We start from the raw sequence: 17,494 nt of genomic DNA, 5'->3' as shown, positions 1-17,494 counted from the left end.
TGACCAAAATCGAAAAATGGTGGTTCAGGGATAAGCCTCCTGCACCACCATTTTTCGTTTTAACCATCGATTTTTGCTAAGTATGAGCTGTCTCATTCATAAACTTTCTTGCTTTTGAGACAGCCCCTCTCGTCTATCCGGCGTAACCGTTACGTATACAGCAGGCGTAAACGGAACGGTAACCGACGCAGCTGGAAATGCAATGGCAACGGACTTGACTGGTAAAAGTACATCCTCTTGGTAATGAAATGATTCAACACGTGGAGTGCAAACCGGCAGCGGTTATTGCACTCCATTCGTTCTTTTCTCTGTGAAAAAGTAAAGCAAAGCTAAAAGCGGCAGGACGACGCCAATAAGAGAAGTTAAATTCCAGCCCCCGAGCGCATAAGACCAACCTCCCACAGATGAGCCAATGGCTCCGCCGATGAAAAAAATAGACATGAAAAGCCCGTTCAGACGCCCTCTCGTTTCACTTCCCAATGAATAAATCGCACGCTGCCCAATTACAAGGTTTCCCGATACGGCCATATCCAGCGTAATCGCGGAAAGAAAGAGCAGTACGAGTGCAACAGTTGAATGGCTTTGAAAAAGATAGATCAGCAAAAAAGACAAGGCGGCAATGATCATGGCCAGCCCGGTTAACAATCTGCTCCAGCCTTTATCCGCCAATCTTCCGGCAATCGGTGCTGCGACTGCGCCGCCCACACCTACTAAGGCAAACAATGCAATGCCCTGCTGGGACATTCCGAAATCATCCGCCAATCGCAAAGGAACCACAGTCCAAAAGAGGCTAAAGGCTCCAAATAAACAGGCTTGGTATAGGGCTCGGCGGCGCAATGCAGGCGTTTGTTTTAAAAGGGTGCCTAAAGAGATTATTAATTTACCGTAGGTTACCGTAGGAGTAGGCCTGCGTTCGGGAAGAATACGCGACAACAGAACCGTCAATAGCGTGATAACAATCGCCGACAAAGTAAATACGGCTTGCCATCCCCAGATACTGGTTATAAAACTTGCAACCGGCCGTGCAAACATAATCCCGAGTAAGAGGCCGCTCATCACATTTCCGACCACTCGGCCGCGCTGCTCTTCGGACGCTAAATAGGTAGCATAAGGTACCAATATTTGGGCTACCACAGATCCTATTCCAATAAACAGAGACGCGGTAAGGAACAACGATGCATTGGGGGCGAATGCGGCTAGAAGCAAGGCCCCGACTACAATCAATAGCGCTACTACCGTGAGGCGACGATTTTCAATAATGTCGCTGAGCGGTACAATAAATAACAGCCCCGCAACATAACCGATTTGAGTTAAAGTGACAATTAATCCTGCTGCTGTAGAAGAAAGACCCGTAGCGGCACTGATAGGTCCTACAAGGGTTTGTGAATAATAAAGATTGGCAACGATTAGACCGCACGCGGCTGCCAACACAAACATCATCCAACTTGAAATGCGGTTACCTTCCAATACTTGTTCCTTTTGCATGATAATCCTCCTTGTATGTTGGCTAAAATAAATACTGAACGTTCAGTTCATTAATTTATAATTAGATAATATACTGAACGTATCGTTTTGTAAATAGCTAATTTCATTTTTCTTTTTATTTCACATTCAGTATACTGAACGTATAGTTTATATTTGTTGGTTTCCACGAAAAGGAGGGATAAGATGGAGGGCAAAAGAGGGCGGCCGCGTAATGTTGAAACGCATAAGTCTATCCTTTCCGCGTCTTATGATTTATTGTTGGAAAGTGGTTTTGGAGCGGTCACGGTAGAAAAAATTGCCGATCGTGCCAAAGTTAGCAAAGCCACCATTTATAAATGGTGGCCTAACAAGGCTGCCGTGGTGATGGATGGTTTTCTTTCAGCCGCCGCGGAAAGACTGCCAGTGCCTGACACGGGCTCAGCACTCAATGATATTCTAATTCATGCCACGAATTTAGCCCGGTTTTTGACAAGTCGGGAGGGTACAATCATTACGGAGTTAATAGGCGAAGGGCAGTTTGATTCAGGATTGGCGGAGGCGTATCGGACCCGATACTTCCAGCCTCGCCGGCTTGAGGCCCGGCTTCTTATGGAACGCGGGGTTGATCGCGGGGAATTGAAGAAAAATCTCGATATCGCATTAAGCACGGATCTCATTTACGGCCCGATATTTTATCGCTTGCTGGTAACCGGTGAAAAATTGGACGATTCCTATGTGCAACATTTGGTCAATAACGCATTTGAAGGAATCCGTTCGACCTGAAGCCGCAGACTCTTGTTGCGCGAACCTGGGTACGTCGGCGCGAATATTTGGATCAGTTACTACTTACCTTCGAGCTTCAACACATCCGACTCCGGGTTTGACATAATGGTAAACAACAAGCGATTGAAAAGTTAAGTATGTTGAAGTAGAAGATGGAATGGGAGGAAGATAGGTGCCACAAGCACGGCTTAATCATGCTGAGTATCCAATGGTGAATATTCCGGCAGGTGAAATTGAATTAAGGGACGATCGAATTAAGACGACATGGACGGTAAAGGTGAATTCCTTTTTGCTTGCACCGGTTCCGGTTACGAAAGAGTTATATTTCTCGATATTGCAAAAGACAGTAGGACCTAATGACCATCCTCAGACTCCGGTTGTGGACGTCTCATGGAATGATGCTATTCTCTTTTGTAATTTGCTTTCTCAGCAATCGGGTCTAAAGGAATGTTACTCGGTTAGTGATGATGGTGAAAGTGTCGTCTGTGACTGGGAGGCGGATGGCTATCGTCTTCCTACAGAAGCGGAATGGCAGTATGCGTGTAAAGCAGGATCGGGTGGTTATCGGTACGGCGAGCTTGAAGAGATAGCTTGGTATCATGAAAACTCTGAGGGCAAGGTACATGAGGTAGGTAAAAAGCTGCCGAATGCGTGGGGGCTTTACGATATGCTAGGAAATGTTTGGGAGTGGTGTTGGGATCTATACGATGTGAAAATATACGGCTCCTATAGAGTTTTCCGAGGTGGAAGCTGGGCGGAAGAGGCTCGGGGCTGTGGAGCGACGTGCCGTCGCCGTAGTCACCCAACGTTTGGCATCGATGATCTCGGCTTTCGTCTTGCTCGGAACGCTTGACCTCGGGGCACTGCTTGACACAACAATGAGCACATTACGAGTTCCAGAGAAGTGATGTATAATAATGATCATATTGAGGGCTTATGAAAGGAGAATATCATGGAAGGAAACAAGAATGCTTTTGAATCAATCGATGAATATATTTCAAAGTTTCCTCCCGAAGTTCAGGAAATACTTAATACGTTAAGAAAATATATAAAAGAGTTGGCACCGGACGCAACGGAAAAGATAAGTTATCAAATGCCTACTTTAGCGTTGCACGGAAATCTGGTGCATTTTGCTGCTTTTAAAAATCATATCGGATTTTACCCGGCTTCAAGCGGAGTTAATGCTTTTAAGGATGAATTGTCAGAGTATAAATGGGCAAAAGGATCTATACAATTTCCTATAGAAAAGCCCCTGCCTTATGAGTTAATTAGCAAAATAGTTCAATTCAGAGTCGCTGAGAATATTGAGCGAGCAGAAGAAAAATTGAGAAAGAAGTAATATCTCTTATTTACAAAGGTGATAGGATGCCATGAACCTTATAAAGGATTTTATTCTGCAACTAGCGTTTATAGCGACCCTAATATTCACCCTGCAAATATTTTTCGCGGAGAGATCCGAGAGAAATGGTCAAATGAGAATTATCCTATCCGTAATATTCGGGTTATCCATCCTATTATGTATGACCTTTCCTGTTTATGTTAGCTCCAATGTCCATATGGATATTAGAATCGTTCCCTTATTGTTGGGAACGTTATATGGAGGCTTACGAACAGGTATACTGTTATGTGCGCTTACCATCCTATACCGATTTTATATTGGGGTCGATTTGGGGTTTTATACAACAATTCTGACCCTGTTATTTAGCATGCCGGCTGTCGTACCCTTTCAAAAGGTTTTCGTTAAAGCACAGAAGAAAAAGAGGATACAAATTGCGCTGATCCTATCCATCTACTATTGTTTTGTTGGACTAATAGTCGTTTCTTCCTTTAGAGGTTTTTCATTAAATGCTCTTCAGGTACATTTCATTCATCTCATTATTACCGTAATGGCTGTGTTGTTCTTCACTTCTTTAAACGAAACGATCAAGGGAATGCTCCAGAAAAATCAGCAGCTGCAATCGGAAGCCAAGGATGCGGAAATCGCCTTTTTGCGTTCCCAAATCAAGCCTCATTTTCTATACAACACCCTGAATTCCATTGCCGAATTGTGCATCGACAAACCTAATAAGGCGGAGGAATTAACGCTAAATCTGTCGCAGTATTTGAGAAGCAGCTTTGACTTCAAACAATTGGAGTCGCTAACAACCATAGAAAATGAATTGGAGTTGGTAAAAGCGTATATCAACATCGAAAAGGCGCGATTTGGGGCCAGATTGAATGTGGAGTACGACGTGGATGCAAATCTGGATATCCGGATTCCTCCGCTGATTTTGCAGCCATTGGTGGAAAATGCCATAAGACATGGCCTGATGTCCAATTTGCGGGGCGGAACAGTAAAAATATCCGTAAAAAAGGAAAAGGGCGCCGGAGTCAGCTTTGCCGTAGAAGACAATGGATGCGGGATGAACGACAAAAAACGGGATGAAATACTAAACCCGGATGTGGCAAATAGAGGCATTGGGTTATGGAACATCAGTCAGCGCATCCAACTGCTTTACGGAAGAAACATCCGTATTGAAAGCGCAGAAGGAATGGGCACGAAGGTTTTCTTCGACCTTCCCGCACGACCAATCGAGCAGGTAGGAGGTTGAAGCATGCTGCGAGTCATTATCGTGGATGATGAAGAATTATCGGTAAACCGTTTGAAGAGGATACTATCCGAGAGCGGCGAAATCGAAATGTGCCATACGTTTCTTAACCCGTTGGAAGCTTATGAATTTGCGAAAACGAATCCGATACATACCGCATTTCTGGATATTTCTATGCCGGAAATCGACGGTATGCGGCTTTCGAGCCTGTTGATTGATCTCGATGCTTCCATAGATGTAGTCTTTGTAACGGCCTATGACGATTATGCGGTCCAAGCCTTCGATATGAGCGCTTTGGATTATGTAATGAAGCCTGTAACCGCCCAGCGAATATCAAAGACGTTGAACAAGATTAGTCAAAGACATCGAAACGGGGCAGTCGAGCCCACTGTGTCGCATAATGAAATACTAACCGAGCAGGAAACGAAGGTTCTACGGTTGATCGCGGATGGGTTATCGAACAAGGAAATCGTCCCTCGCTTGAACATCACGGGTGAAACCGTAAAGTTTCATATTAAAAATGTATACAGAAAGCTTGGAGTCAATAATCGCGTACGAGCGCTTCAGCGTGCCAGAGAATTAAGGATTCTTGGTTGAGAACTCCAATAAATTTTATCGCCCTACCTCCCCATTTGGGGAGCTTTTTTTTTGAAAAGATAGTCTTATAGTAGGAAATGAGCGACAAAAGTTGACATGCAGAGGAGCTAACTATGAACTACAACCAATATTTGTCAGCCCTGCTCATAGTCGCTACCTGTTTCATCTTAAATATGGCCTTTCTTTCTTGGAAAAGAAGAGAGCTTCCGATTGCAATTAGCTACGGCTTGGGTATGTTGGCTGGCGCATTCTACACCTTAGGATATGCTTTTGAGATTGTTAGCCCTACCATCGCCCAAATACACGACTGGCTACGCGTAGAATATATTGGCATTCCCTTTGGCTCTATGCTCTGGATGATTATGGTATTGCAATATACAGGCCGTCAAGCGTTTGTACGCAAACGGTTGGTCTTGTTGCTGTTGGTAATTCCCGTCACTACGCTTGTTGCTCATTATACGAATGGGGCGCATCATTTATTTTATAAGAGTATGACGATGGATAGCTCAGAGAGCTTTCCGCTGGTTTCCTTGGTTAAAGGGCCCTTGTATTGGGTGCATGTGACGTATGCCTATACCCTCTTTATCATTGGCATGGGGTTAATGATCCAAATGTATCGTAAAGCGACACCTCGAATGAAGAAGCAAATTGCTTTTATGATGATAGGTTCCTTCGGACCTTATGGAGGTACGCTTTTATATTTAAGCGGGGTTACCCTCATACCTATCGATTTTACCCCATTTGGATTTGTTTTCTCGGGAGTTTGTTACATGTGGGGGATTTATCAATTTAATATGCTGAGGCTGGCTCCTTTTGCTTTGCAAAAGGTGTTTGAATCGATGCAGGATGCGGTCATCGTACTGGATCTGGATAATTGTATTGCCAGCTTTAATCAGTCAGCAAGTCAGGCGATTGAAAGTTTAAATCGCAAGAATGCGGTTGGACAGCCTGCTGCGCATATTTTCTCCTTGTATCCCAAGCTATTGGAGAGGCTGATTAAGCAAGAGTCTTCCTCGGATTATAAAGCGCAAATTATCAGACAAGCGGATGCCAAATTCTATAATGTCCATCTATCGCTTATCTGCGACAACAATGAAAAACCCGTCGGTAAAATGCTTTTGTTAAGCGATGTAACGGAAACGGTGCATAACGAGGAAACGCTGCTATATAAATCAAGACAGCTGGCGGAGTTGAACACCTTCAAGGACAAGATGTTTAACGTCGTCGCCCATGATATTCGCGATCCTCTTGCGGTACTCATCAACCTGATGGAGCTGATGGAAGAGGAGATGCAGACTTGCGGCGAGAGCCATGATGAAATCGTTCACGAGATGGGGCAGCAAATTCAGAATACATTTGTTTTAGTGGAAGGCTTGTTGGAATGGTTCCATAGTCAGAGAGGCGGAATGGTGTTTAACCCGGTGATAAGGGATTTAGCCCACACGGTTCAGACGAATGTGCGATTGATGCAGGTTCGCAGCGTTAGTAAAAATATTAAAATCATATCGGATATACCGGATAACCTATACGTATTCGCAGATAAAGAAATGCTGGATTTAATTATCCGAAATCTACTTTCCAATGCGATTAAATTTACGGAAAACGGGGGAAGCATTCGGTTAAAGGCGGATTATGCGGACGGTAAAATAATCGTCTCCGTAAGCGATACTGGATCAGGCATTCCGGAGGGTCAAGCCGAATCTTTATTGCAGGAAGCCTATCCGGTCTCATCGCTCGGAACGGCTGGAGAACGAGGCGTCGGGCTGGGACTCACCCTATGCAGGGAATTTGTTCGCTTGAATGGAGGAGAAATTTGGTTTGAGAGTACGCTTGCGCAAGGAAGCACCTTCTATTTCTCCCTCCCCATACCTCCTATAACTTCCGATCAAACGGATCATCAAGTTGGAAGGAGGGACATCGTGTGAAGGTTATTATTATCGATGACGAGAAAGGCATGCATATCATTATGAAGCGAATGCTCGACAAAGTCGATGAAGTCGAGATTGTGGGAAGTTTCCAGGAGACGTCGACGGCCTATTCGTTTCTGTCGAACCAAGACGTGGATTTGATATTTATGGATATAAATATGCCGAAGGAAAGCGGCCTTGAGTTTGCAGGGCGGTTAAGAGAGCGCGGCAGACAAATGAAAATCGTGTTCGTTACCTCCCATAAAGAATATTCGCTGCCTGCATTTGATGTATATGCCTTTGATTACATCGTAAAGCCCGTTAATCAGGCAAGGCTTCATCATACTGTCCTAAGGGCGCTTTCCGGAATGCCTTCGGAAAAAGGTTCGGTGGAACATGACTCTTCCTTTATGCGAGTCATGTTTAATTGTTTTGGCGGCATGGAGATTCGAAATGGTCAGAACGAGTTGGTCAAGTGGAAGACTAGCAAAAGCGCGGAGCTATTTGGCTACTTGTTAATGCACAAAGGCAGACTTGTATCCAGAGCAAGAATCATCGAAGATATGTTCGGGGAAATGCCTCTAAAGAACGGCGAAACCTATTTAAATACGACAGTCTATCAGTTGCGTAAATTATTGGACAATTATGGACTCAAGGGGAGCATACATTCCGACAGCAACTATTATGCGCTAGATCTTAACCAAGTACATGTTGATATTGTTAGCTTTGAAGAAGGCTGTAAGCAGATGGCTGTAATGGATGATACCCATATCGAACAGGCGTTAGAGTTGGAGCAGCTCTATGCGGGAGATTTATTCGGGGATCGCGTATTCCCTTGGGCACGGAGCGAGGTCGAACGACTATCGTTGATGTATACATCCTTTACCCATCGGCTGTGCGACGCTTTATTAATCAGAGGCGATACGCAAACCGCAATCCGTCTATTGATGAAGTTGACGGCTTATAACGAGCTCGATGAAGGAACGATAAAGCTGCATATGAAGGCTTTGGTTTTACAGAAGAACATAGAAGCATTGAACCGCCAATATAAACAATACACGGAAACACTGTATAATGAGCTCGGAATAAGCCCATCGGATGAAGTAACGGCCCTTTACGGTCAACTGTTGTCGGATTTGGGTTCATAACATACGGATCAAGTAGTCCTTATTACTTTGGTGGGGGCTTTTTTGCGTTTGCGAGAGTGGGGAATAGTTTCTGTCATTTTGCTGTCATTGGGTGGCGTTATACTGTAGTTCTTGCAGCGACTAAGGAGGGGAGTAGTTTGAAGGTCGTTATTATCGATGACGAAAGGGCCATGCACTTAATAATGAAGCGTATGCTCGCTAAGGTGGATGAGATCGAGATTGTGGGAAGCTTCCAGGAGACCGCGACTGCATACTCGTATTTGGTGAATCATGAGGTAGATCTGGTATTTGTTGATATAAGCATGCCGAGGGAGGACGGCATGGAGTTTGCCCAACGGTTACGGGAGAGCGGCATACAGACGAAGCTTGTTTTTATAACATCCCACAAAGAATATGCGCTATATGCCTTCGATGTCTATGCCTTCGACTACATCGTGAAACCTGTTGCGAAAGAAAGACTTCACCAAACGATCCAAAGAGCACTTGCGGAAATACGCTCGGAACGCTCAGTACAGTCGAAGCTGGAGTTCGCCCCCGCTGTCGAGCCGGTACTAACCGAGCAAGAAAAGCGAATTTTACTGTTGATTTCGGATGGACTTTCGAACAAGGAGATCGCTCAATACCTGAACATCACTGGTGAAACCGTAAAGTCACATATCAAAAATATGTACAGAAAACTTGAAGTAAACAATCGCGTGCAAGCGCTGCAGCGTGCCAAACAATTAGAGGTACTGGCATAAAAAAGCACCCCCTAGAATTTCATCGGATAAACCAAGGGTTTATTCCAATGTCGATTCTAGGGGGTGCTTCACATTCGGACGGTATTGTTGATTTAATTAATGAAGTCTACGTATTTCAGCAATCGCTTCAGCATGACAACCGCTTGAGCGCGGCTTGCTTTGGCAGAAGGAGCGAATGTCTGATCCGGCAAGCCGGTAATGATTTTTGCTTCAACGGATTGTGCTATTGAAGCTTTAGCCCAACTGTCGATGGAGGCTTTGTCCTTGAATTGTGCCAAGGCATCGCTTGATGCAGTAGGGTCAGTTGCTTTTTTCCCTGCAGCGCTAATGGCTCTAGTTATCATAACCGCCATTTGTTCGCGCGTAATGGTATCGTTCGGCTTGAAGCTGCTGGCGGTAATGCCAGTAACTAACTTAGCTTTAACAGCTGATCCGACAGAGCCGGCATACCAATCGCTTGCTTTCACGTCTGTGAAGGTTGCTGAAGCGGCGTCCGAGGTTAACCCTAATGCACGAACCAACAAAGCCGTAAATTCAGCGCGGGTAATGTTATTGTCTGGAGCGAATTTAGTATCCGTAACGCCGTTGACGATTAGTTTGTTAGCCATTAGCTCGATATCCGCTTTAGCCCAATGCTTGCTGATATCACTGAATGTCTTGTCCATCGTAATGACGCTGTAAATACTGTTTCCGTTTCTCATTAAGTTGGCTTCAACTTGGCCGTTCGCATTCGGAGCCCCGAATACGGAGGGCACGAATGAAATTTGGCCTGTCCCGGGATCATATAGTACGCCTGTCGTATGGTTCGGGTCAACTGCATTGGGTAGCAGGATCGTCCTCGTTACATAAGTCGCTCCGAAGTCATTCAGCTCGACATTATTCCCAGTGCCTCCCACTGTTATAGTGAAAGCAACAGCGTCACCTGACCGATTGCCGCCTTCTTTCTCCGCACTCGCTTGAATTAGAGCATTGAGATCAGGGGCCACTGGCGAAATATCAATATGGATGACGAGGTCATTGATGCTTACGCCTAAGTTCTTGGCAAGCGAAGCGAAGTCGAATATGCTAAGCGGGAGAGAGTAACTGCCGCTGTTCGTCTCGATCGAAACGAGCGCATTAGGTGTGGTAACACTTGCATCCGCCAGTGCGGAAGCTGGCAAATTTACTTTGACAGAGCCTTCTTTGTTGTCAATCTTTATGACGGCTACGGGGGCGTTGTTACTGTTCGGTTGAGCAGCTAATTGCTTGAATGCCTCTGCAAGCGTTCCAGCGTCTTGAGTAACGGTTGTTGTAACCGTCCCGTCGGCTGCCTTCACTTCACTCGTCACATTCTTGCTTAGACCGACAAGGACTACTCCTGGCTTCGTTGATACCGGGGGCGTTATCGTTCCCGTAACGGAGCCACCGCCTGTACCGCCAATCGTTCCAGTATCGGTGCCACCACCTGTACCGCCAGTGCCGCCGGAACCAGATGCCGTGACGGCAAATGTCGTCGTAGCGACAGTGCTCGCTTGTCCTGCTACAACGGTATAAGTTCCAACAGGCTCGCTGCTGCCAAGCGTAAACGTACTGGAGTATTGTCCAGCAGTCACCTTGGCTACATCGAAGTACAACACACTGCTATTGCCAGGACGAAGGACCTTAATAATAACTTGGGAAAAATCCGATCCGCCGGAAATCGTAATGGAATCGCCGGGATGATGGGTCGTCGTTCCAGTTACTGCAACCGACTCGGAGGCGAATGCCGTTAACGGTACAATCGTCATGCACATCGCCAATAGTAGAACCAAACTAAGCATACGCAGCTTCATTGTTTCATTCCTCGCTTTCCAGATGAACGAATCCGCCGCACTGCGACGGATTCGGCTGTTTATTACGTGTTACAGTCTACATATGATCAGTAGTCAGTCCCAATTCCAATACCAATAATCAAAGTCCGCTTGCGACATTTCCGTTGAAAGACTGATTCCGACGTTCGCGGGATCGTTACTATATTCACTCACGACGAAGGCTTGCACGCTGTAACCAGCATAAGCAGGATCCGAAACATTGAAATTTGCAGTGTATATGCCACGATCTAAATAGGATGCGCTCATAGCAACGATACTGACAGGAGCGCCATCTTTTTTAAGCTGGAAGAGGACAGTCGCACCATCCGAACCATTGGGATCACCAATTGAAACTTTTGCTGTAATGCCATTCGTCCTATCGATTTTGGTCGGAGTGATGTAATACGATTCTGTAGACACATGTGCAGTATTACTGAAATATACATCGTTATATCCATCGGCACGTATTCTGATTTGATAATAGTTGTCCTTCTCGAAGACACCTTTTTTGATCGTAATTTTTCCTGAAGCAATGGTATAGTCTGCGTCAGACAATGTTACTATCGGATATCTAGTATTCCAGTTGGTTATGATTCCAATCCGTTGAGTAACTTCGATTTTCTGAATTTTGTTTGCCCAATCCGGATTATCTACGAATTTCAATTCGCTCGATACATCGCTAAAGAAATTGGCTGAAGTATCGCGGATCGGTGCCTGTCCTACATCTACCGTTACTGGCGAGTCCAACACATTGCCGTTATCATCTTGTACCGCGCCTGCATCCAGTTTAAAGATCACCTGCCCGCTAAGAGGAGAGTGGATCATAACGAGAATTTCATCACCCCATCGAATGGCTGCTGAATCCTCTGGGCCTAATTGCAAATAGGTCTTTCCTTGATCGATTGTATAGGAAATCTTTTCTTTCAGATGGGATACACCATGCGCATCTATTGTGGCATCCGTAAGATTTTTATTGAATGACAACTTTAGAATATCAATATGAGATAAAGTCCAACTATCATTAAACCAATAATCAGTTAACACAGGCGCAGTTAAATCTTTAGGTTGAAAATATCTCGTAATGGGCTCACCGACTTGATGGTTGCTCGAGTCTTTGAGCGTACCTGCGGCAATGCTTACATAGTTGGCTGCATCCGTTAACGCCGTTGCAAAATGAATGACGAGCTTGTTGCCGTCAATCGTTACCGTATCATTGTCGCCTAATGGACCAAATGGATGAGCTACATCAGGCTCAAAGTTGTAGCCAGACACTACTTTAACTGCACCTTTTAACGTTGCAGCATCCACCGCTTGAATATTTTCGTCGAAAACAAATGTGAGATCGTGGTTCTTATTGGTGATATCAGAGCTTAGCAGTTGTGGTGCAGTGTCTACCAGGGGTGCTGAAAGCGAATGGGTTATAATATCCGGAAACGCATTATCGCTTGCATCAAGAAGAGCGCCTCCATACACAAATATCTTGTTCTGGTTTCCTACAAGCGGATCATGCAAAGTGATTACAAGTTTAGTAGGATCATGGGAGTCGATTGCAACCGTATCTAAACCACCGAGCGAGTTAAATCCCCAGTAATCATTGTTTCTCGTTAGTCTAATAGAATTCTTTAAATAGCTTACTGTACCGCCATCTAAGGTATTGTCAATTATGCTTTCATTAAAGTTCAACGTTACGATTGAGACATCATCTTCATTGATTACCTCATTTCTAACTGTTGCGTCTACGAGCTTCGGCGGAGTAACGTCTCCAACCGTAAACGCAGGAGTTACTGTTTCAGCAATGGATACGCCGCTTAAATTAACAACGGCGCCCGCAGCTACTTTCACTTTATACTCACCCGGTGTCTGTTGAACAGGAAGAAGGCGTAAAACAATCATATCAGGGGGTGAATTCTCGGAACTACTCTGGATCAATACTTGACCGTTGTCATCCAGCGAGCTATAAGTTACGCCGCCATCATTTGAGATCTGAATGGCTGTTTTCAATGCTGCATCACTGCCCGCATTAACTATCGGTTGATCAAATGGAAGTCTAATATAGTTGGCATCATAAATCCATGGTAATACTGGAGAATTTTTTAATTTCGGAGCGAATGGATAGATCTTAGCATTTAGAGTTTCACTTACGTTTCCAGATACATCCGTTACGTTGGAGAGATTAAGATTGTAGTTATTGTAATCTTCCGAAAGCGCTGCACTCATGGTAATTACGATCGTATTGCCAGCAATGAAAATAGGATCAGTATTTGCTAAGGCGAGTGGATTACAATCGCATGCCGGGTAAATGTTAGCTACCAATTCACCCGCATTGTTTTTAATAGGCTCGTCGAACTTCAACGTTATCTTTGTTTTATCCGTATTGATCTCATTGCCCAAATACTGAGGCGGCGTTGCGTCAACGACAGGCAATACGATATTGCTAGTTGTGATAGTCGCATTAGAAAGGGAGGCATCAGCATTTACAATTGCGCCAGCCTGCACTCTGATTTGGTTAACTGCTCCCGTCAGTGGAGTGTCGTAAGAAAACTGCAACTGATTTTGCGTTGTCCCAGTTACACTCACTCCTGAAGCTGCATTTAAGTTCGACTGGACAAATGAACCCTCACCAGATCGTTTGATTAGGACAGGTACACTGGGTGCATTTTCTGCAGTTGATAATGCCACAGGCTGATCAAAAGTCAACGTGATCGTCTTGTTGCCGTTGCTGATAGCAACGGGGTTAACAGTGGCCAACACAGGAGCCGTAGCGGCTGGAGCTGTGTCTTCTGCATGTACCACATTGGGTGAAACCGCTATATTAAAAGCGGATAACACGAGAGTTGCCATAACAACAAATGAAACTAGTTTCTTTTTTACACTTTTTCCTCTTAACACGACAAACTTCACTCCTTTTAGATGAAATAGTCCAAAATAGTACAATAGCACAATTATCTTAGACATTATGCGACAATACGCCTTATAACTATATGCCTATATTTTGCGAAAAAAAATCCCCCAAATGGGGGAGAAAACTCAGCTTTCGAATATCGCTTAACCTCCTCTTATACTATGAATCCGAAGGATTGAATGGTCGCGCTTATCGGTTTGCCGTCCTGCGGTGGACAGGTGGAGCAGTGAGGTTAGCTTGAATCATGAGGTAACAGTCACTATTCAGGCAGATGCTACAGGCAAGGAACTGAAATTAACGATAGAAAAGTTATTGAATATTCAAAATTTTCTGACAAATAATGAAGTTTTAGCCAGCGCGATCTTTGAGATACTGAAAAACTTTACGGAGAACTTCACCGAACCGGTCACGTTGACCTTTGCTTTCGATCCGGCAAGCTTGAAGGGCAATCAAAAGCCGGTCGTATTCTATTAGGACGAAGAGAAGAAAGAATGGGTTGAAGTCGGCGGAAAGGTAAGCGGAAATAAAATCACCGTAGATGTCAATCATTTTACGAAGTATGCGGTAATAGCTGTAGGGCAAACGGATACGCCAACAACAGATCCGGCAGCGGATGTTAAATTCAGCGATATCTCCGGAAACGGGCGGAGGCAAGCATCAAGCAAGCGGTAAGCATCGGCCTTGTTAAGGGGTTCGCCGACGGAACATTTAAGCCGGGCAAAACCGTAACGCGTGCGGAATTCGCAGTCATACTGATGAATGCGTTGAAGCCGCAAGGAGAAGCAACGGAGCTGACTTTTACAACGACAAAGATCGGAGCCTGGGCACAGAAAGCAGTAGCGCAAGCGGTACAAGCTGGCATTACTAAAAGCTACAAGGATGGCTCGTTCCGCCCGAATGCCGAAATTACGCGCGCAGAGATGGCAGCGATGATCGCGAATGCGCTTAAGCTGTCTATCGAATCGAGCGCTGCAACCAGCTTCGCAGATGACAAGAATATTCCGTCATGGGCGAAAGGCGCAGTAGCAGCAATAAAGAAGCTTGGCCTTATGGAAGGTACAGGAACAAACCAATTTAATCCCAACGCCCAAGCAACAAGAGCAGAGGCTGTAACGGTTCTGCTGAAAATGCTGGCTCAACAGGGCAAGTAGAGGATGGAAGGTATTGTGCTTCGATTGAACGTTCTATTAATATAAAATAAAAAGAGATCATCCAGATGTTAAAGGAACGGTTTCTATGAAGCCTTAGTCCGGGACGAGAGCCGAATTGACAGCCGGACGCCGATTAGGTCATAATGAAGTCATCGAAATGTCGGGGAAGCACCTCACAAAGTAAAACACGAGATGTGTTGCTTTGCTGGGGTGTTATTTTTTTCGTAGGGGCGATGAGAATGGACAAGAAGAAAAAAGCGGCAGACCGGATCAAGGAGGGGCAGGCCACCTATGACATCTATGCTGAGATGCCGGATGACGGAAAGCGGTACGAGGTGATCGACGGGGTACTGGAGTTGATGTCTCCGGGACCGTCAGAAGCCCATCAATCCGTAAGCGGGGAACTGGCTTTCTTATTAAAGCAAAGCTGCAAATCGGATTATTTGATCTACTCTGCGCCATTCGATGTGATCTTGAGCGACACGAATGTCGTTCAGCCGGACATCATGATGATACACCGCAGCCGTCTGCATATCGTCACGGAAAGAGGCGTTGAAGGACCGCCCGATCTGGTCGTGGAAATTGTCTCCCCGGGCTCCCGCAGTCGCGATCGGATGAAAAAGATGAAGGTGTACGAGCGATTCGATGTATTGGAGTATTGGGTCATCGATCCGAACGCACGTACATTGGAGCAGTATCGGCTGGATGACGGCGAGCGGTATGAGTTGCACAATCTGTTCGAGGGCGATGACAGCGTTGCTTCGGACAAGCTGCCTTGCGTGGCTTTTGCCGTCGGCGATATTTTTAAGGAAATTATTCATTGACGAAAATCCGGGACAACGACTAACAGCGTGTTCCGGATTTTCGTTTCGATTTAGAGCCGAATATGTCGCTGAACTGCTGAGCCATTACGATCAAAAACCTTCCAAGGAGCGGGAAAAATCGATAGAGCCGTCTGCTGGGTAAACTTACTTAAATCGGGCGAAATTCATAAATCGCTTGCTCAATTGGAGAAATGCGGGATATAATTGGGGAACAAGAGTTCCTATTCTCGTATGAGGTGAAGATACCTTGGCTCCTATTAAGCTAACTACATTACAAGCCAAAAGATTTTTATTGTCTTATCACCGATTGTACGGCGATTTTGATCTTATGGGTACGGAAGGGATCATGTCCTACATCCGTCGTGTCGGATGCATTCAGTTCGATCCGCTCAATGTTGTAGGGATGAATCCTGAACTTGTTCTGCAGAGCCGGATCAAGGATTTTAATCGCCATATGCTGTGGGAATTGTTGTATGAGAAACGTGAACTTATTGATTATTGGGATAAAAATATGGCCATCTTCCCCATAGAGGATTGGCCTTATTTCCGGAGACGCCGAGAGGGCTACCAAGCTTGGTGCACGGCTCATAAAGATACTGTGGATCGAGTATATGACGACATCAAGAATCGAGGGATTCTTTGCTCCGGAGATCTTCAGTACAAGGAGAAGGTCAACTGGGCGTGGGGACCCACTAGGCTGTCCAGGGCCGCATTGGAAGGAATGTATCATGCCGGACATCTGATGATTCATCATAAGATCAACACCCGCAAATATTATGACTTGGCGGAAAGACATGTTCCTAGAGAAATGTATTCCGCACCGGATCCCTTTCAGTCTAATGAGCAATATTACGATTGGTACATCCTTCGCCGTATCGGCAGTGTGGGACTGTTATGGAACCGACCAAGCGACGCTTGGCTGGGTATTAGCGGAATGAAGAGCCAGCAGCGAAATGAAGCTTTTAAGAGATTGTTGAATGAGAATAGGGTAATTGAAATTAATGTGGAAGGGCTGGAGCATCCCTTATATATACGAAGTGCGGACGAAGAGCTTCTTAACAGGACTTTGTCAGATAGGCAAAGCGGGCAACGTTCAAATATACTGGCTCCCCTGGACAATTTGTTATGGGATCGAAATCTGATCAAAGCATTATTTGATTTTGAATATCGATGGGAAGTTTATAAGCCGGTTGCGGAGAGGAAATTTGGTTATTACGTGCTGCCTGTCCTCTACGACGATAAAATGGTAGCTCGATTTGAACCGCAGAAACATAGAAAAGACACTCCGCTCACGATCAAGAATTGGTGGTGGGAGGACAACGTCATCGTAACCAGTACGATGAAAGACAGTATACTCCAGTGTATTGAACGGTTTGCCGCGTATCTTGGAACCTCCGTTCAAAGAGAGGGCTTGCAATTTCTTCAAGGAAAACGTTAGAAGAAGGCTATTCAGCAGGAGATTCATACATGGCATCCAGGCGGCCGAGGTGCTGGGCAGAAACCCGCTGCTTATAAAAGAGAAGATAGCCGGTCGGAAGAGGGTATGATTAAGCTTGCCTGA

Annotated in this window: 15 protein-coding genes and 1 pseudogene; 13 read left to right on the top strand and 3 right to left on the bottom strand. The window is 45.2% G+C overall.

Features of this window, described 5'->3' with window-relative positions:
* Positions 1 to 282 precede the first annotated feature (282 nt).
* The gene (locus K7P76_RS24865) at positions 283 to 1,485 is read right to left on the bottom strand and encodes an MFS transporter (RefSeq protein WP_232188332.1); all 1,203 of its coding nucleotides are present in this window, start codon (positions 1,483 to 1,485) and stop codon (positions 283 to 285) included.
* Between the two features lie 183 nt (positions 1,486 to 1,668).
* Between K7P76_RS24865 and K7P76_RS24860 the strand changes: the two genes are divergently transcribed.
* The 8 genes from K7P76_RS24860 to K7P76_RS24825 all read left to right on the top strand — a co-directional run bounded on the left by K7P76_RS24860 (position 1,669) and on the right by K7P76_RS24825 (position 9,227).
* Positions 1,669 to 2,247 carry a TetR/AcrR family transcriptional regulator gene (locus K7P76_RS24860; protein ID WP_232188330.1) on the top strand — a complete coding sequence of 193 codons (579 nt, stop codon included), beginning with the start codon at positions 1,669 to 1,671 and terminating at the stop codon, positions 2,245 to 2,247.
* Between the two features lie 208 nt (positions 2,248 to 2,455).
* Complete coding sequence (locus tag K7P76_RS24855) at positions 2,456 to 3,100, top strand: formylglycine-generating enzyme family protein (protein WP_232188356.1); 645 nt, start codon at positions 2,456 to 2,458, stop codon at positions 3,098 to 3,100.
* Between the two features lie 99 nt (positions 3,101 to 3,199).
* Positions 3,200 to 3,586, top strand: coding sequence for an iron chaperone (locus tag K7P76_RS24850; RefSeq protein ID WP_232188328.1), 387 nt, complete (start codon positions 3,200 to 3,202; stop codon positions 3,584 to 3,586).
* Positions 3,587 to 3,617: 31 nt separating this feature from the next.
* Complete coding sequence (locus K7P76_RS24845; protein WP_232188326.1) at positions 3,618 to 4,838, top strand: sensor histidine kinase; 1,221 nt, start codon at positions 3,618 to 3,620, stop codon at positions 4,836 to 4,838.
* Positions 4,839 to 4,841: 3 nt separating this feature from the next.
* Positions 4,842 to 5,432 carry a response regulator transcription factor gene (locus K7P76_RS24840; protein ID WP_232188324.1) on the top strand — a complete coding sequence of 197 codons (591 nt, stop codon included), beginning with the start codon at positions 4,842 to 4,844 and terminating at the stop codon, positions 5,430 to 5,432.
* Between the two features lie 113 nt (positions 5,433 to 5,545).
* Positions 5,546 to 7,357 (top strand): sensor histidine kinase, encoded by a 1,812-nt coding sequence (locus tag K7P76_RS24835; RefSeq protein WP_232188322.1) that lies wholly within the window; start codon positions 5,546 to 5,548, stop codon positions 7,355 to 7,357.
* Positions 7,354 to 8,487 carry a response regulator gene (locus K7P76_RS33530; protein ID WP_232188320.1) on the top strand — a complete coding sequence of 378 codons (1,134 nt, stop codon included), beginning with the start codon at positions 7,354 to 7,356 and terminating at the stop codon, positions 8,485 to 8,487. The genes K7P76_RS24835 and K7P76_RS33530 overlap by 4 nt, the downstream gene beginning before the upstream one ends.
* A 137-nt stretch (positions 8,488 to 8,624) precedes the next feature.
* Positions 8,625 to 9,227, top strand: coding sequence for a response regulator transcription factor (locus tag K7P76_RS24825; protein WP_232188318.1), 603 nt, complete (start codon positions 8,625 to 8,627; stop codon positions 9,225 to 9,227).
* A gap of 92 nt (positions 9,228 to 9,319) precedes the next feature.
* Here K7P76_RS24825 and K7P76_RS24820 read toward each other — a convergent pair whose 3' ends face one another.
* Together K7P76_RS24820 and K7P76_RS33525 are read right to left on the bottom strand one after the other, a co-directional pair.
* Positions 9,320 to 11,038, bottom strand: coding sequence for an S-layer homology domain-containing protein (locus tag K7P76_RS24820; RefSeq protein ID WP_232188317.1), 1,719 nt, complete (start codon positions 11,036 to 11,038; stop codon positions 9,320 to 9,322).
* Positions 11,039 to 11,131: 93 nt separating this feature from the next.
* On the bottom strand, positions 11,132 to 13,945 hold the full coding sequence (locus K7P76_RS33525; protein WP_232188315.1) for a hemoblobin-interacting domain-containing protein: 2,814 nt from the start codon (positions 13,943 to 13,945) through the stop codon (positions 11,132 to 11,134).
* A 250-nt stretch (positions 13,946 to 14,195) separates the two neighbouring features.
* Between K7P76_RS33525 and K7P76_RS24810 the strand changes: the two genes are divergently transcribed.
* The 5 genes and pseudogenes from K7P76_RS24810 (at position 14,196) to K7P76_RS24795 (ending at position 17,371) form a co-directional block, all read left to right on the top strand.
* Entirely contained in the window at positions 14,196 to 14,432 is a 237-nt protein-coding gene (locus K7P76_RS24810; RefSeq protein ID WP_232188305.1) for a hypothetical protein, read from the top strand.
* A gap of 146 nt (positions 14,433 to 14,578) precedes the next feature.
* A pseudogene (locus tag K7P76_RS33765) lies at positions 14,579 to 14,692 on the top strand (S-layer homology domain-containing protein); the annotation flags it as partial.
* A gap of 21 nt (positions 14,693 to 14,713) precedes the next feature.
* Positions 14,714 to 15,109 (top strand): S-layer homology domain-containing protein, encoded by a 396-nt coding sequence (locus K7P76_RS24805; protein ID WP_232188303.1) that lies wholly within the window; start codon positions 14,714 to 14,716, stop codon positions 15,107 to 15,109.
* Between the two features lie 239 nt (positions 15,110 to 15,348).
* A complete protein-coding gene (locus tag K7P76_RS24800) occupies positions 15,349 to 15,933 on the top strand; it encodes a Uma2 family endonuclease (protein WP_232188301.1) in 585 nt (194 codons plus the stop codon).
* 247 nt (positions 15,934 to 16,180) lie between these two features.
* A complete protein-coding gene (locus tag K7P76_RS24795; protein WP_232188299.1) occupies positions 16,181 to 17,371 on the top strand; it encodes a winged helix-turn-helix domain-containing protein in 1,191 nt (396 codons plus the stop codon).
* The last annotated feature ends 123 nt before the right edge of the window (positions 17,372 to 17,494 follow it).

The sequence above is a fragment of the Cohnella silvisoli genome (assembly GCF_021190915.1).
GTDB classification, from domain to species: Bacteria; Bacillota; Bacilli; order Paenibacillales; family Paenibacillaceae; genus Cohnella; species Cohnella silvisoli.
Note: the sequence above shows the minus strand (reverse complement) of the source record. Positions and strands in the feature narration are given on the sequence as shown.

Coding starts and splice junctions, on each gene's coding strand:
- K7P76_RS24865 (WP_232188332.1), bottom strand. CDS start 1,485: ATGCAAAAGGAACAAGTATTGGAAGGTAACCGCATTTCAAGTTGGATG.
- K7P76_RS24860 (WP_232188330.1), top strand. CDS start 1,669: ATGGAGGGCAAAAGAGGGCGGCCGCGTAATGTTGAAACGCATAAGTCT.
- K7P76_RS24855 (WP_232188356.1), top strand. CDS start 2,456: ATGGTGAATATTCCGGCAGGTGAAATTGAATTAAGGGACGATCGAATT.
- K7P76_RS24850 (WP_232188328.1), top strand. CDS start 3,200: ATGGAAGGAAACAAGAATGCTTTTGAATCAATCGATGAATATATTTCA.
- K7P76_RS24845 (WP_232188326.1), top strand. CDS start 3,618: ATGAACCTTATAAAGGATTTTATTCTGCAACTAGCGTTTATAGCGACC.
- K7P76_RS24840 (WP_232188324.1), top strand. CDS start 4,842: ATGCTGCGAGTCATTATCGTGGATGATGAAGAATTATCGGTAAACCGT.
- K7P76_RS24835 (WP_232188322.1), top strand. CDS start 5,546: ATGAACTACAACCAATATTTGTCAGCCCTGCTCATAGTCGCTACCTGT.
- K7P76_RS24820 (WP_232188317.1), bottom strand. CDS start 11,038: ATGAAGCTGCGTATGCTTAGTTTGGTTCTACTATTGGCGATGTGCATG.
- K7P76_RS24805 (WP_232188303.1), top strand. CDS start 14,714: ATGAATGCGTTGAAGCCGCAAGGAGAAGCAACGGAGCTGACTTTTACA.
- K7P76_RS24800 (WP_232188301.1), top strand. CDS start 15,349: ATGGACAAGAAGAAAAAAGCGGCAGACCGGATCAAGGAGGGGCAGGCC.